This is a genomic window from Nocardia sp. GTS18 (assembly GCF_013839555.1).
GTDB classification, from domain to species: Bacteria; Actinomycetota; Actinomycetes; order Mycobacteriales; family Mycobacteriaceae; genus Nocardia; species Nocardia rosealba.
Window position 1 is genome coordinate 47,241 of the sequence record NZ_JACBIU010000008.1, and the last position, 14,912, is coordinate 62,152.

A 14,912-nucleotide genomic window follows, 5' to 3' on the forward strand; every position below is an offset into this window, starting at 1 on the left:
AGGACACCGCCATGCCCCACACCCCCATCGACCTCGCCGGTGTGCTCGTCGCGGTAACCGGCTCCGCCCGCGGTATCGGCCTCGCCACGGCGAAGGCGTTCTACGCCGCCGGAGCCCACGTCGCGATCGGCGACCTCGACGCCGGTCTCGCCGCCGAAGCCGCCGCCGAACTCGGCGAGCGCGCTTCCGGACACGCCCTCGACGTCACTGACCGAGCCTCGTTCTCGGCGTACCTCGAGGCCGCGCAGGCGGCGCACGGAGGTCCGCTCGAAGTCTTGGTCAACAACGCGGGCATCATGCCGACGGCGGCCTTCCTAGAACAGCGCGAGGAGATCGACCGGATGACGATGGAGATCAATTACTTCGGCATGGCGACCGGTCTGCGGTTGGCGCTGCCGGGCATGATCGAGCGCGGACGCGGCCACATCATCAACGTCTGCTCGATGGTCAGTGTCTACCCCCTTCAGGGGCTCGCCGGCTACAACGCCAGCAAGTTCGCCGCGCGCGGGCTCACCCAATCGGTGCGCCTCGAAACCGCCGGTACCGGCGTCAACGTCAGTGCGGTACTGCCGAGCGCCGTGAAGACCGAGCTGGCCTCCGGCATCGATTTCGGGTTGATGCCGCAAGTCGAGCCCGAGGACATCGCCGCGGGTGTGCTGCGCGCGGTACGCACCGGCAGTCCCGAGATCTCGGTGCCGCGCTACCTCGGTGCCGCCGCCAAGGCAGGCACCCTCTTCCCTGAGCTCGTCATGCGTCCGATGCGCCGCCTACTGCGCGACGACGCACCGCTGACCCACGTCGATGCCGCAGGACGCGCGGCCTACCACAAGCGCATCGTAGGCAACGGTGAGTGAACACCGCCAGGTAACCATCGTCGGCGCCGGATTCTCCGGCCTCGGCATACCGATCGCCCTGCCAAATCGTGGCTCCTCGGTTGGTTCGTAGACGCCGCCGAAGGTAAGCACGTGAGAAGCGGAACTCGATCTCAGGATTCATTTTGGCGGCTGCGTGGGTCTCCACACAGGGAGCGGTAGGGCAGGGCCCGCTGTGGGCGTTGTCGGCTGACGGGCCGCGAGCGGGTGGATTTCATTCGTGAGCGCTGTGAGTGCCCCGGCGACCTCGAAGATGCTCGCTCGAACGTAGGTCAGAGTAGCTCCGCCAGGAGTGAATTGGTGTGCGTGGGCCGCGTAGGCCCGGGCGACTGCGAAGCCGAAGTTCCGTTCTACCCAGGTCAGCACGGTGTGCCTGATCCAGTGGGTGGAGATCTGTTGTGTTGCTACCCAGGGCAATTCGCGTCCGGCGCGTTCCCATAGGTGGTCGTGTCGGCGTCGCGTGATCGGACGACCGTGTCGGTAGCGGAGTAGCTGATCGTCGGGGCCGGCGCCGCGATCGAGGTGAGCTGTCAGCATGCTCAGCAAAGTTGCGGAGATCGGCTGCCAGTGGATTGTGCCTCCTTTTCCGCCGAGCCTGACCAGGTGTTGGCCGACGTCCAGGTCGGAGCGGCGGATTCCGAGCGCGCTGCCCGTGCGGCACGCGGTTTCGATGTGGAGGCGGAGGAGCAGAGTGTCGAGTTCTTTGTCGTCTCCGGTGGTGGTGACCACGTCGATGACCTCGCGCAGTCTGTCTGCGGAGATGCTGCCGCGCGGGCTCGGCAGGCGGCGTGGTTTGTTCAACCCTGTGGCGGCGTTGATCGTTGGCACGTAGCCGTCGTTGGCGGCGCTTCGGTACAGGTACCGCAGAGCGCCGACCATATGTTCGGCGGCGGATCGGCCGTCGCGCGAATTTCGGCGGTGGACGGCGCGGGCGCGGGTTTGCTCGACCAGGGCCCGCATCTCCAGTGCCGTGGGGTCGTTGATGCGGCGTGGGCCCCACTCGGTTCGGACGCGTTGCCAGTACGGGCTATAGGTTCGCAGGGTGCCGTTCGGGACTGTGGGGATGATCCGTGGGATGTATTCCTCGAAGGTCGGAACCGGCGTCGGCTCGGGACTGGATAGCAAGTCCTCAGCTCGAATACCTAGTTGCTCCAGCACTTTTCGTGCGAAATCGTGCTTAGACTCGGTCATTGCTCGCTCCGCTGAGCGTTGACCGTGTGCACATCCACTCGAGCTGAGGCCGTGTTGCGGGGATACGGAGAGGTCTCTGGTCGGTCGCACACCATTCGAGGATGGTGGGCATGTCGAAGTAAGGCTCGTGGTTGATTTCGAACATTCATCGGGCACCTTAGGTTTGCCCGATCAGTGGCTCTTCCTACCTCCAGGAAACCCTAGAACGTCAGATTTCGCCACCGAGCTCTGCTGATGTCAGTGCAGGGTCGCGGTGGATAGGCCGTGCTGGCTTCAGGGCGCCACCCATGCCCACGGGCGTTGTCCCTGATGGCCATGAAGGCAGGCCAGTCTGTAGTCGGCCTGGCGGCGGGCATGTTCGGAGACCGCGGCGTGACGGAGCGCGAACAGGCACAGCTCGAAAGATCGGACGTCGCGGATTACCGGGTAACCCTCCCAGTCGGTGACGTCGCAGCCGTAGGCGTCGACGAACTGTTCCCACCGCGCTGGTGGGTCTGAAAGGGTGTCGGATTGGAAGGCGACAGTGGCTTGGTCCCACTGTGGGGGACCGATGCAGCAGCGTTCCAGGTCGACGACGTGTCCACCGGTGGGAGCGGCCATGGTGTTGGCCGGGGATGGGTCGCCGTGGATGACGCACCACGGGCTCGGCCACTCCAGCGCGTGCCAGCGTGCGGCGAGGTTTTCGGCGTAGCCGCGTAGCCACGCCTTTTCCCGATCGTCGGTGAGGCATTGGTGGATCCGGTCGGTGAAGTCGGGCAGGGTGAACTGGGGTAGCCCGAGGTGGCTGGGCACGCGAAGTGTGTGCAGCCGTGCGAGCATCGCCCCGGTTTCGGCGGCTTCGGCCGGGCCGCCCGATCCGAGGTCTTCCCAGAATGTGACAGGCCGTCCGGCCACAACGACCGGGTCGGGCACCAGTGGTTCGGGTGCTCGAACGTGGTGGGAGCGCAGCCAGTCCGCAGCTCGCAGCTCCCGGACCGCGGTCGTCAGTTCGCCGTGCTGGTGGACACGAATAATGGTCGCGGCGTCGGTGCGTAGCATTGCGTTGTCGCGCAACCGGATCGGGTCGATCCGGGTAGCGGGGACCTGGGCTTTGGCGCAAGCTGCTCGGGCCAGGTCCACGATGTCTCTGCTTCTCATGGTGTTTCGCTTCTTGTGATCAATGACCGGTGGCGAGTGCTGCGGCGGTCTCGAACAGTCCCGCGGAGTTCGCGCCCTTGATCAGGACGACGTCACGCCCGCGCAAACCTTCGGTGAGCAGGCCCAGTACATGGTCTTTGGATTCGACGTGGATGACCTTTGCGGAGCCCGCGTCGCGGGCAGCGGTGGCCATGAGTTCGGCGTGGTGGCCGCCGACGGTGATCAGGGTGCCGATGCCCAGGTCAGCGACCTGCCGCCCGATCGTTGCGTGCAAAGCCGGTGCGGTGTCGCCGAGTTCGCGCATCTCCCCGAGGACTGCGACAGTGGGCCGGAGGTCGGCGGCGATCGTGGCCAGCGACCGTAGGGCGGCTTCGACGCTTTCCGGCGAGGCGTTGAACGCATCGTTGATCACGGTGACGCCGTCTGGGCGTTCGGTGACCTCCATCCGGCTGCCCGACACCAATGCCGCTCCTTCGAGACCTGCGGCGACAGTGGCGAATTCGACACCAGCACTCAGTGCCAGGGCGGCTGCGGCGAGTGCATTGGTCAGATGGTGCTCACCGACAACGCCAAGGGTGATGGCCGCTGCATCGTCACGGTGACGCAAGGTGAACTGGGCGCAGGCGTTGGCGTTGATGGTGATGTCGGTGGCCCGCACATCGGCGTCCGCGACGGTGCCGAAGCGCAGGATCTGGGCTCGAGTGTGCTCGGCCATTCCCGCCACCAGTGGGTCGTCGGCGTTGAGGACCGCGATACCCGAGCTGTCGAGGGCTTCGACGAGTTCGCGTTTGGCAACCGCGATCGCCTCGCGGCTGCCGAATTCGCCGATGTGGGCCGAGCCGATGCCCAGGACTGCGCCGATCTGTGGACGAGCGATGGAGGCGAGGTGGCTGATGTGGCCTCGTCCGCGTGCGCCCATCTCCAATACGAGGAAGTCGGTGTCGGCTTGAACCCGAAGCACGGTGTGCGGGAATCCGATTTCGTTGTTGAACGAACGCTCGGTGGCTACGACACTGCCGTGGCGGGCCAGGATCTGAGTGAGCAGATCCTTGGCGGAGGTTTTGCCCGCCGATCCGGTGATCGCCAGCACCTGGCCGGTGTAGCGGGTCGCGACGCTGTGGGCGAGATCGCTCATCGCGGTGACCACGTGGTCAACGATGATCGCCGGGGTGCCGGTCGGGCGGGTGGCCAGGACCGCCACTGCTCCCTTTTCTATTGCGGCGGTAGCGAAGTCGTGGCCGTCGACACGGTTTCCGCTCAGCGCGGCGAACAATCCGCCTGCCACGACCTGTCGGGAGTCGAACGCGGTCGGTGCAGTGACGGTCACTTGGTCGTCGGTGACCGCGTCGAGCCGACCGCCGACCGCTTGGGCGATCTCGGCGAGGGTCATAGGGATCATGGGTTTCAACCTTTCGGTAGCTCTGTGGTGCGCGGGAATTTGGGGCCAGACCCTGTGTGATCGGCGAGATCGACCGTGCGCACGATCTTGCTTGTCATCGGCTCGCTCGGTTCGCCGGGATCGGCTCAGGTTCGGCGCTGTTGCCCGATTGCGGCGTAGGCGCTCAGATCCCGGTAAGTGGGTTGTAGCGGTTCGGTGGCGTGGTCGAAACGGCCGGGGCGGATGAGTTCGGGTCGCCACCGGTGCGGGGCAACCAGTCCAGGAGTGTGCAGGTGGTAGCCCGTGAGCATCTCAGTGATCTCGTCGTGGGTGCGGGGGTGATAGCTGATCCCGGCCGCGCGCAGAGTCTGCGCGGCGGAGTTGACGTCGTGCCCATGGATGTCGGCGGTGATGTGGGTGAGCACCAGCCATGTTCCGGCCGGTAATGCGTGGGTCAACGCCGTGACCATCGCCGCGACATCGTCGATGAGTTCGGCGGTGCCGGACAGTAGCAGCGCTATCGGTTCGCTGATGTCGAGGGCGGCGGTGACGGCTTCGAGTACGGCGGTGGTGTCGCGGAGGTCAGCTTCGGCGATATGGGTGGTGTGATGCCGCATCAGTGCGCGGGCGTGGGTGGCCACGAGTTTGTCGTTGTCGATGTAGAGCGTGCGCGCGTTGTCGATGCGTGCTGTGGCGATGTCGTGAATGTTGGGTGTGTGCGGGAATCCGCATCCCAAGTCCACGAATTGGGTGATCTGGTGGTGGTCGATGAGGTGTCCAACCGCGCGTAGGGCGAACCGACGTGATTCGACGATCGTGCAGGCGATCTTGTCGGGCAGGTTCTGGGTGAGCGCGTGGTCCACGGTGTAGTAGTCCTTGCCGCCCAGGATGGCGTTGTGGACGCGTGCGCTGCTGGGGTGGGACTGGTCCAACGCGATGGGCTGGTGCTGCACGCTCACGGGTGTCGCGTCCTCCTCGGTGGTCGGCGGTTCTGGGCGGGGGGTCTCCGCATCGCCTGGGAATGAAAGTGCGTGCTGGTCGCTCAGTCAGGGAAGTAGATAGAGCCGCTCGTTGGGCAGTCTCGGGAGTCCGGCACAGCGGCCGGAACCGACGGCGATGGTGCATACCGGACGGGTGGCCATGTCTTGCACGAACACCAGGGCGGCGGTCAGGCAGGCCGCGAAATCCATTCGAACGCTGGATAGTTGGACTGTCAGATGGATATCGGGTTCGTCGGGACGGGGTGACTCGCCAGGCTTCATCGGGGCAACTGTCTCGGTAGGCATGCTCGCGCGCATTCGAGCACAACCGTTCCTGACGGCCGGAACTTGCTGATGGCTGGGGATATCCACGTGCGAGCCATCAGGCTGTCCGGCACCGGCGACGGCAACGCGATATCGCCCTCGCGGATCACCACCACCCGCGCCCGCCACAGCCGTGCCACTTCCACAGGGTCACCGAGCGGCCGGATATCCGAGCGGACCAAGAAGGTCCACATGTTGGAGCGGGGATGGCCGATGATCGGCAACGGCGCGACCCCGCGCACATCAAGGGTGGTCTTGACTTGTCGTGCCAGCTCGGCGGGCATCATCACCGCGCCGACGAACCCGGCCTTCATCGTGATCTGCCCGGTGTCGGGGTCGATCACGGTGGGCAGTGCGCACTCGTGCCGGTAGAACTCACACCGCGAACGCGGAGTTTCGGTGTAAGCAGCCGGTGGGCTGATATGGATCACCGGAACTCCTCGGGCAACCGGGTCGTGGCGGTGAGTGGTTCTGTCGCGTCGACTGTTGGTGGAACGGGTGCGTCGATGAGCCAACCGGCTTCGCGCATCGCTTCAAGCGTTTGGGCGAGTTGCGTGAGCGATGGCGGTGGCCCGGACGTGCCGGAGGTGAGATGACTCATCGCGAGGCCTGCCGTTCAATGAGACTTTGTCCGGCCGTGACCTGCCACTCTGCACGCCGATTCTGAAATGTGTCACCGTTGCGCCGCAACGAGTGCAGGGCGCGCACCACACGCCAAGGCGGAACGTTCAGGTTGCGGGCAATCGTGTCCGCGGTGAGCTGTCCACCGGCCACAAGGATGGCGAGCACATCGGTCTCGATGGTGGATGTCACCGAGGATGTAGGCCGCCCGGTAGGGATCGCATCTGTCTGACGTTGTGAAGGGTATGGCTCGTTCATCGTTCCTCCGTGTCATCCTTCGCGGATGTCCGTTTCGTGACGAGGCGGGTGGCTACCGCAAGCCGAGTAGCGCTGCCAAACCACATTGACTCAGTGTCAAGGTCGAAAGAAGGCCAAATAGGAGGACATAGAGCGGCCATATGCGAAGACCCTCTCGTCAAATGTCCCGATAGCGGACTACTCTCGCTCGCATGGCAAACACTGGGAATGCGGCTCTTCGCGCAGCCCGACAGGCGTTGGGGTACCGATCCCAAGCGGCTTTGGCTGATGCCTTGACCGACGCCGCGCGCGCGATCGGACTCCGCATCGAAGTAGCCGCCCGCACCGTGCGGCGCTGGGAGTCGACTGATCCGCCCTGGCCGCATCCAGAACATGCCGCAGCCCTGGAAGCGCTGTTCAAACGGCCCATTGCCGAACTCGGATTCACCCCGCCCTGGCCGAACAACTCGGAAGGTGGTGCGTCTAGAGAAGTGTTGGGCACCAACAGTATTCAGCAACCGGCTCGGTATCGGCGCGTCATGAGTGGCGCGGAACTGCCTGCGACGGTCGCGAAGAACTTTATGGCGATCACGGTTGCTCATCGCGGAATGTACTGGTCACTGCCGGCCAAACAACTGCACCGATCCGTCTCCCATCACGCTCGGATGGGGTCCGATCTCATCCCGCAGATCGAGGTGCGGGCCGCTGTCCCGCTCGCCAAGGCGGTCTCTGAATCGGCGCTGCTGGCAGGCCGTCTGGAGTTCTTCGACCTTCAGCAGCCCGACGATGCCCAGACAAGCTTCGTCCTCGCGCTGCAAGCGGCACACGAAGCAGGCGACGCCCTACTTGGCTGCGCTGTCCTCGCGCATATGGCCTTCATCCCTGCATTCTCCGGTGATGCGAAGCGGGCAGAAGAAGCGAGAGAGCGCCTTCGCGCGGCTCGGGCATTCGCGCGGCGGGGCAACGGAAACCATGAACTGACGGCTTGGCTCGATGCTGTCGAGGCTGAGGTCGAGACCCGGTTCGGCAATACGCGACAGGCTCTGAGCCTCATCCGGCACGCCGAACAGTCATACGCCCTGCACGATCCGCAGCAGCAACCGTCGCCGCAGTGGTTGGATTGGTTCTCCCCGACCCGCCTGGCGGGCTTCAAGGCCAACACTTTGATTTCCGCGGGGGACGGTCGTGAAGCTCTAGCGACCTTGCGACAAGTCCTCGACGACCTTCCGGCGGAATCGGTGAAACAGCGGTCGGTCTACCTTGCTGATGCTGCGGCTGCGTGTGTATTGGAGAAGCTTCCGGAGCAAGCGTGTGGCTTCATCGAAGAAGCGTTGGATGGGATCGGCGAGCACTGGTACGCAACGACTTTGGACCGAATCAAGGTGGTTCGGCAGGACCTGCGCAAGTGGGACTCGCTCCCAGAGGTGCGGGCACTGGATGAGCGGTTGTATGACTGGCACACAACCGTCAACTCGCTCTCCGACTAGCGCTCAGCCTTCACAATGTCAGGGAGTTCGGACAGGCTTTGGATTCGCCAGTCCGACAGCTCCTTCACGTCCTGCCGGTCTTTGTGAATCCATCCCCAAGGCCCGCGCTGGATGTAGGCGGTTCGCATCCCGACCTTCGTGGCCGGGGTGATGTCGTTGTCGATGCGGTCACCTACGTAGATGATCTGTTCTGCCGGGTAGCCCGCGACCTCGACAACCTTGTCGAAGAACGCAACATCGGGCTTTGCCACTCCCCAGTCGTCGGAGGTCGCGATGAAGTCGGTCGGCAGATCGAGCCCACGCAGCAGGCCGCCCGCGCGGACGGTCTGGTTCCCGACGATGCCTACCCAGACACCCATCTCCCGCAGGGCCGACAGAGCTGGACGAACATCGGGGTAGAGGTCGTCTTCACCGAACCACTCGGGCTTGCCTGCATCGGCGCGAGCTTGGCGCTGTTGGTCGAGATCGAACCCTGGCTTGAACACCTGGAACGTTTCTCGGTAGTCCAGGCCCTGGGCGATCACTGCACCGAAGACGGAGACGAAGGTATGGCGTGGTACGCCCAACCAGTCGGCCCAGGTGCCGTACTCCCGGGTCTCGTCCACGAGAGTCTCGCCGACATCGAAAACAACAGCCTGGATCACCACAAACTCCTACTCCAGCAGCCCGATGGCGTGGTGCCGATCTTGCTGGGTCAGTCTAGGGCGCACACGACTGTCGGGTCGTTCCTCAGTTGCACTCCCCACTTCAACGGAGAGGTAGGTCAGGCGGGGCGCGACGCGTGCATGTCGATCACGACTCCGGCCAGTCAGGTAGCCACGCCGTCACACTCCACCGGTCGGGGCGGAACCCATCCAAGGCCAACCCCACAGCAGTGATCTGGCGACGAATACTCCGGCGTAGACGGCCAGGATGCGTCCGGAATTCCGAGAAAGGTGAAATTTGCATGAGTGACCTGAAGACAAGTCAGCTGGCGCAGCAGATCACCAGCATGGTGTCGACGATGATGGACGAGATTCGGCCCCGTCTCGTGCAGGCAGGGTTGAGCGGGCGCCGTTCAGAAACGGAGAACGTCCGACATGAAGACAACTTCTTGTCCGACTACGACTTGTGGATGCACGGCCGCTACAAAGAACTCCTAGCTGAGCTGATCCCCTCCTTCATATACGCATCAGAAGAGGCCGACCCACTGATCATTGGAACCGACCCGGAACCAGACCTGTGCATCCTGGTCGATCCACTGGACACAAGCGAACTGGCCGTTCGATCGCTGCACGGCTACACCCATATCATGGTCTACTCCCGGTCTCTGAAACGGCCGATTATCGCAGTTGTCGGCGACATCTTCCATCACGTGCAACTCTATATCGGCCTCCGTGACGAGAATGGCTCTGATCGCGCTTTCATGGTCACCGCGAGCGGGGACCGCCACGCACTGAACAAGCCGTCGAATGCCCGGCTCTCCCAAGCTCTCGTGACGAACTACTCGATGCGCCCTAAAGAGCGATTTCTGCCCTTGGCCGGGCAGCAACGCTTTTTGGATGCACTCAGCGCACCCTCCGAGGATGGTAAGAAGAGAGGGCGCATCGGGGTCGACTTCGGCTCTGTCAGCCTGTGTCACGTTGCTGCCGGGTTCACTGATGCAACCGTCGAATTCGCCAAAGGCTTTGCCATTTGGGATCTTTCGCCCGGCCACTACATCTTGAATGCCGCAGGAGGAGTGGTGATCGACCTTGAAGGTAACCCGATCTCTATGGACTGCGGCCTGAACAGTCTGTCTGAAATCAACAAGGCGATGAGCGCGCGCCGGAAGTTCATCGCCGCTGGCAACCGTGCGCTGGCCGACCAGATTCGTGAGGTTATCCGGCAGTAGAAGCGGTTGGCCCGCAAGAATTTTCACGGTGCTCCTTCCGCATGCGTACCCCGATCCGGGTACGACGGCCCGCCGCATCGCCGGTGCGTACAGCATCTGCTGTGACCGATCGCGATCAGGATCGGCGCACCAGCGCCGCGCCTTCTGGTTCGATTCAGCAGCCACAGTCGCTACCGCCGGTGCTACCTGGGGTCAGGATGCAAGTGCTGATCTTCTATCCAGCCCGTGACCGTGCCGATTCGGAGAATCGAATGATGCCCTTCCGCTACCAGTCGGCGTCGTAGCCCGGGCCGCGCTGTCGATTGTCGTGCAGGTCGAAGTCATCGGCCTCGTGGTCGTGCTCGGCGTACGTAGACTGCGTGCCGCTGAGTGCGGCGCCTACAGCGTCGGTGATTGCTCGAGCATGCTGGTCCTCGGAGCGCGTGGAGTTGTCGGCCGAAACTGTGATGTCAGTGGCGGGGATTTCCAGGCGTGCCCAGAGCGCGGCGGCAGGCATCTCATCGGGTAGCGGCCGCATGTGGCTGGCCTCGGCGAGCTGGTGTTCTATGTCGATGCCGGCTTGGGCAGCAGCGTCGATGTGAGTGGCGATGGTCGGCCAGGCCGGATCCTTGCTGATACGGGGGTCGATGCGGTCGACGGTGGCAGCCCATCGGTGTTGCGGCAGGCGGGTGTTGCCGTCGATTTCGAGAATTCGGCGGTTCAACTGTTGTTGGTGAGCGCGTTCGATCCCGATGTGCCGGGTGGGTCCGGTCGGTCGGTGGTCGGAGTCGGGAACGTTCAACCCGGCGCGCCAGATGGCAAGGTCGGCGACGAGTTCGGGGTCGGTGCCGAGCAGGGGCCGTGCCCATTTCGGCGAGGTAGCGGTGGTCCAGGTGCGAGAGAGGTCGCTGATCTGTCGGGCGAGTTCGGCCACGATCCGTTCCCGCGCGCGTACGGGCGCGGTCTCGGTGTCGGTGGCGAGATCGCTGGGGAGTCCCGGGGTCCAGGCCAAGGGGCCGGGTCCTGCGGAATGATGGCCGGTGGGGTCGAGTCGCCAGTCGAGTACGGCAGCCGGATCGGTGACGGTGTCGAGTTCGCGGGCGTCTACGGCGGTGCGTAGTTCGGTGATCGGGTCGGCGCCGGTGAGGGCGAGCATGGCCAAGTGTTGGCGCAGGACTGAGTAGGCGGGGCTCTCGGTCAGTCCCGGTACGAGTTGGTCGGCGATCCGGTCGATGGCGTCGAGTCGCGCGGTGCCGATGGAGTTTTCGGCGGTCATACCGAGTGTGTCGAGGTAGATATCGATCGCGCGCCCGATTCGGCGTGTGGGGTCGAGCGCGTCACGGAGTTCGGTGTGAGCTGATTTGCGTGCGCCGTCGCGGTCGAGAATGTGGTGGAGATGTTCGACCGCGGTGCGCGGGTGGTGGGCGGGAAGTGTGTAGATGTCGCCTTCTTCGCCGTCGAGTGCGGTGGCGATATAGGCGTGGTTGGCGTGGCGTCCGCGCGTTATTGATACGTAGAACTGTTGGCGTGATTCGCGTCCGGACAGGGCGACGTGGCAGGTATCGGTGGTGATGCCTTGCGCGGAATCGATGGTGGCGGCGTATCCGAGGTGCAAGTGTTCGCGCACGTACTCACCCGGTAACCGCACGACGGTGTCGGTATCGCGGCCGTGTACGCGCCGCACGACTGTCACCGCGTCGTCTGGATGAACCTCTCGGACGGTCCAGGTGTAGCCGTTGCGCACCCAATCGCGTTCGCCCAATCGAAGGCGGCGGTCGTTGCGGCGGGTGCGCACGGTGTCACCGGCTGAGGCCACCAACCCGTCAGCGAGGAACACGTGCGGGTCCTTGGATATATCCGTGGGAGGGTCGCTGCGGGCGATTCGGTGGGCGCGGGCGCGCACATTCAATGCGGACACGATGTCGTGCGTCGGTGCGAGCATCACCGCGTCCGACCCGTTGGCGGCATCGGCGGCCCACGCTCGGTAGACGTCTTCGTAGACGGTACCGAGGTGTCCGCCGTGGATGCGGCCGTTGTCGAGATACCAGGCCAGTGCGATCGGGTCGCCGTCGCGTATCCCTTTCGACGCCAGCGCTTCGCCGCGTTCGGTGAACCGGACCACCTCGGTCAAGGTTGGTTGTTCCTGTGGTGAGGCACTAGCGATGTCGGCATGGACGCCACCGGCATCGATGGACGAGAGTTGCCGGTCGTCGCCGATGCACCGCACGGTTGCGCCGCGTCCGGTCAGATACCGGAGCAGTTGCAGGCGTTTGGCGGTCGGCAAGGTGACGTGTTCGTCGATGATCACCAACGTGGTCTCGTTGATGTCGAGGACCCATTGCGGCAAGCCCGGCGGGTACTCACCGGTGTCGGCGCCTGGGTGGTGGCGGTCGATGACGGTCAAGAGCTTGTCCACGGTTTCGGCGCGCGCACCGATCGACGCACCCAGAACGGCTGCGGCTGCTGCTGTGGGGGCCATGCCCAACACCGTCCCGCCGCCCGATTCCCAAGCTGTGGCAAGGACTTCCATCGCGGTGGTCTTGCCGGTTCCGGCGGGGGCATTGGCGGTATGTACGCGCATTCCGGCGCCCGCGAACGACTCGATGACACGAATTTGGCCGGGATTCAACGGTTGGTCCGGGTGGGCGGTGTTGTAGTTGTTGACTGCGTTGAAGACCCATCCGGGGTCGAGGATGTGTCCGCCGGGCTCGATCGAGAGCGCGATGAGTTCGGCTTCGTCGGTGAGCGTGGACTCGGTGGTGTAGATCTGAGAGTTCGCGCGGGTGTGCATCGGGGTGCCGTCGTGGCGGCGTAACCAGGTCGGGACCGCGCGCAGATCGGGCTGTTCGGCCACGTCCGGATCGCCGCGCGCGACCGTGGACGACGGTGACAATGCCTGCGTCATCACAGCATCCGTGATGCGCGACCAGTCGGCGGGAGCGACGTTCCCGCGGATTTGGCGCTCGACTTCGGCCCGAAGGTTGAACTCGCGCCAGGTCGAGCGTTTGTCCGAGACCGCCGCTAAGGCTTGATCGGCGAGGTGGGTGATGAACGTGTGATCGGGTGCCGGACGGTGAGTGTGTGAGGCGGACGTAGCGCGGATGATGATGTCGTCCACTGCTTCGGGAGTGCCGAGAAGTGCTTTGGCTTGGGCACGCCAAGTGGTGCGCTGCTCGGTACGGGAACCCGGAACATGCTTGCGAGGCCGGGTTTCGAGTGTGGCGCGTTGGGCGAGGTCGTGCACTTCGCCCGGGTCGGGTTCGCGCCCGAACGTGGTCTGGAACGCGGTGGTGAGGGTGTCGAGTCGGTCGCTGATCACGGCTGTGCGCTGGGACCAATGGTGGATCAGCGACAGCGGAAACCCGACGATCTCGCGAACCCGCACCTGGTCTGGGCTGCGGTCGGGGCGGGTTTCGAACTGCACTGCGAGGGCGGTTTCGAGGTGGTGTTCGAGGCGGGTGTCATAGATTTCGGACACTGTGACCACGGCTTCATGGATGAGCGAGCCGTAGATGGTGCGCCACTTGCCGTCCAGTGTTCGGACCCGGTTCGCGATCAGAACATGGGTGTGCAGATCCGGGTCACCTGCGCGGGACTCTCGGTGGTCGAATGTCGCGGCGATCGAACCTTGCACGTCGACTTGTCGAATTCCGTTGCGGCCCAGCCGGGTGAACAGTGCGTTGTTTTCCAACCAGGTCAACGCGTCGGTGATAGCGGCGCGGTGAGCGGTCTCGATCTTGTGTGCCAGCTCGGGTGTGGCGATCGCCCACAACCCCGACACACTCTTGACGGGGCTGAACGTGAAGTCGAACCCGGCCACTGCTGTGCGGTCCGCGCGTGAGTTTTTCGCGACCCATCCTGACAGTTCGCGGGCGTCCAACGGGGCACGCCCGTACTCGTTGGTGAACATTTCAGTGGCGACTTCGGTACGGATTTGAGCGCGGGCCGGGTCGGGAATGTGTGCGGTGACGCACTCGCCGTTGCGGGTGTTGTGGTCGCGGTATGCCTGGGCCGTGGCAGCGGGGAACCCCGAAGTGGTGGTGTAAACCGCGTAGCTGTTGCCGAGTTTGGTTGCTTGGTCGGCCAATCGGGCGGCCTGAGCGGGCGGTACTCCCGAGTTGAGGTGGTGCGTTTCGACGCGTTGGCGGACCTGGTCTGCGTTCGGGTGCTTCCCTGCACCGAACAGAGATCTCATCTGGTCTTCGGCCACTTCCTCGCCGGGGGTGATGCCGAGAGCGGAAAGTCCGGTGCCGTACCAGGTTCCGGGGACTTCGCCGTGCTCGTTGTAGTACTCCGACAGCGATGCTCGCCCGCGCGCTGTGGTGTCGTTGGCGGCGGTGTTGCGCAGGTAGTACTCGTAGCCGTTGCCTGCGGCGACTTTGTGCATGGTCGCGACCATGCCTCCATGAGGCATCGATGAATTCGTTTGCCGCAAGGGGCAATTAGCTCGGGATGGACAACGCGGGACGACGTTGGACAACTATGGACACAGCGTGACCGAATTGTGACTCGGTAGCGGAGTTCGCTGCGAAAACTATGCCTATTACGGGGATTTCAAGGTGCCCCGGGCACCCTTGTTCATTCCGACGGGTGGTGGTCCGGGCCCAGATGAAAGATGTCTGATCGTGGAAAGGAGGGTGAGACGAGTGGCGGAGGCACTTGTGCTGAGGAGCAGTGTGTCCAGGTCTAGTCGGCGGAGTCCAGATGTAGTTGGCGAGTAGGTGGCGAAGTCCGGCGATGGGTGGCGAAGTCCGGCGATGGGTGGCGAGTGGCTATGGGTGACCAAGGCTTTCGGGGTGTTGGCGATTGCAGACGGGCTCGCCGTCGGACGCG

Annotated in this window: 12 protein-coding genes and 1 pseudogene; 3 read left to right on the forward strand and 10 right to left on the reverse strand. The window is 64.2% G+C overall.

Features of this window, described 5'->3' with window-relative positions; translation table 11 throughout:
* The first annotated feature begins 11 nt into the window (after nucleotides 1-11).
* Nucleotides 12-854: an SDR family oxidoreductase gene (locus tag HYG95_RS10690; RefSeq protein ID WP_181697838.1), complete on the forward strand. Its 843-nt coding sequence runs from the start codon at nucleotides 12-14 to the stop codon at nucleotides 852-854.
* A gap of 138 nt (nucleotides 855-992) precedes the next feature.
* On the opposite strand, the gene HYG95_RS10695 is transcribed toward HYG95_RS10690, so the two are convergent.
* The 7 genes from HYG95_RS10695 to HYG95_RS10725 form a co-directional block, all read right to left on the reverse strand.
* Complete coding sequence (locus tag HYG95_RS10695; RefSeq protein ID WP_181697839.1) at nucleotides 993-2,063, reverse strand: tyrosine-type recombinase/integrase; 1,071 nt, start codon at nucleotides 2,061-2,063, stop codon at nucleotides 993-995.
* 273 nt (nucleotides 2,064-2,336) lie between these two features.
* Nucleotides 2,337-3,200 carry a phosphotransferase enzyme family protein gene (locus HYG95_RS10700; protein WP_181697840.1) on the reverse strand — a complete coding sequence of 288 codons (864 nt, stop codon included), beginning with the start codon at nucleotides 3,198-3,200 and terminating at the stop codon, nucleotides 2,337-2,339.
* 19 nt (nucleotides 3,201-3,219) lie between these two features.
* Entirely contained in the window at nucleotides 3,220-4,599 is a 1,380-nt protein-coding gene (gene murF, locus HYG95_RS10705) for a UDP-N-acetylmuramoyl-tripeptide--D-alanyl-D-alanine ligase (protein WP_181697841.1), read from the reverse strand.
* A 125-nt stretch (nucleotides 4,600-4,724) separates the two neighbouring features.
* Complete coding sequence (locus HYG95_RS10710; RefSeq protein WP_181697842.1) at nucleotides 4,725-5,537, reverse strand: SAM-dependent methyltransferase; 813 nt, start codon at nucleotides 5,535-5,537, stop codon at nucleotides 4,725-4,727.
* Between the two features lie 87 nt (nucleotides 5,538-5,624).
* On the reverse strand, nucleotides 5,625-5,768 hold the full coding sequence (locus tag HYG95_RS10715; protein ID WP_181697843.1) for a hypothetical protein: 144 nt from the start codon (nucleotides 5,766-5,768) through the stop codon (nucleotides 5,625-5,627).
* 68 nt (nucleotides 5,769-5,836) lie between these two features.
* Nucleotides 5,837-6,313, reverse strand: a complete 477-nt coding sequence (locus HYG95_RS10720) for a DNA-directed RNA polymerase subunit beta (protein WP_181697844.1) — start codon at nucleotides 6,311-6,313, stop codon at nucleotides 5,837-5,839.
* Between the two features lie 166 nt (nucleotides 6,314-6,479).
* Nucleotides 6,480-6,695: a helix-turn-helix domain-containing protein gene (locus HYG95_RS10725; protein WP_181697845.1), complete on the reverse strand. Its 216-nt coding sequence runs from the start codon at nucleotides 6,693-6,695 to the stop codon at nucleotides 6,480-6,482.
* A gap of 338 nt (nucleotides 6,696-7,033) precedes the next feature.
* Here HYG95_RS10725 and HYG95_RS10730 point away from each other — a divergent pair, with 338 nt between their 5' ends.
* Nucleotides 7,034-8,227 carry a transcriptional regulator gene (locus HYG95_RS10730; protein ID WP_181697846.1) on the forward strand — a complete coding sequence of 398 codons (1,194 nt, stop codon included), beginning with the start codon at nucleotides 7,034-7,036 and terminating at the stop codon, nucleotides 8,225-8,227.
* On the opposite strand, the gene HYG95_RS10735 is transcribed toward HYG95_RS10730, so the two are convergent.
* Nucleotides 8,224-8,871 carry an HAD family hydrolase gene (locus HYG95_RS10735; RefSeq protein WP_181697847.1) on the reverse strand — a complete coding sequence of 216 codons (648 nt, stop codon included), beginning with the start codon at nucleotides 8,869-8,871 and terminating at the stop codon, nucleotides 8,224-8,226. The two genes, HYG95_RS10730 and HYG95_RS10735, sit on opposite strands and share 4 nt — an antisense overlap.
* A 119-nt stretch (nucleotides 8,872-8,990) precedes the next feature.
* Nucleotides 8,991-9,147: pseudogene (locus HYG95_RS25145) on the reverse strand (hypothetical protein); the annotation flags it as partial.
* Nucleotides 9,148-9,173: 26 nt separating this feature from the next.
* Between HYG95_RS25145 and HYG95_RS10745 the strand changes: the two are divergent.
* On the forward strand, nucleotides 9,174-10,100 hold the full coding sequence (locus HYG95_RS10745; RefSeq protein WP_181697848.1) for an inositol monophosphatase family protein: 927 nt from the start codon (nucleotides 9,174-9,176) through the stop codon (nucleotides 10,098-10,100).
* A gap of 265 nt (nucleotides 10,101-10,365) precedes the next feature.
* Here HYG95_RS10745 and mobF read toward each other — a convergent pair whose 3' ends face one another.
* Nucleotides 10,366-14,466, reverse strand: coding sequence for a MobF family relaxase (gene mobF / locus HYG95_RS10750; protein WP_181697849.1), 4,101 nt, complete (start codon nucleotides 14,464-14,466; stop codon nucleotides 10,366-10,368).
* Nucleotides 14,467-14,912 lie beyond the last annotated feature (446 nt).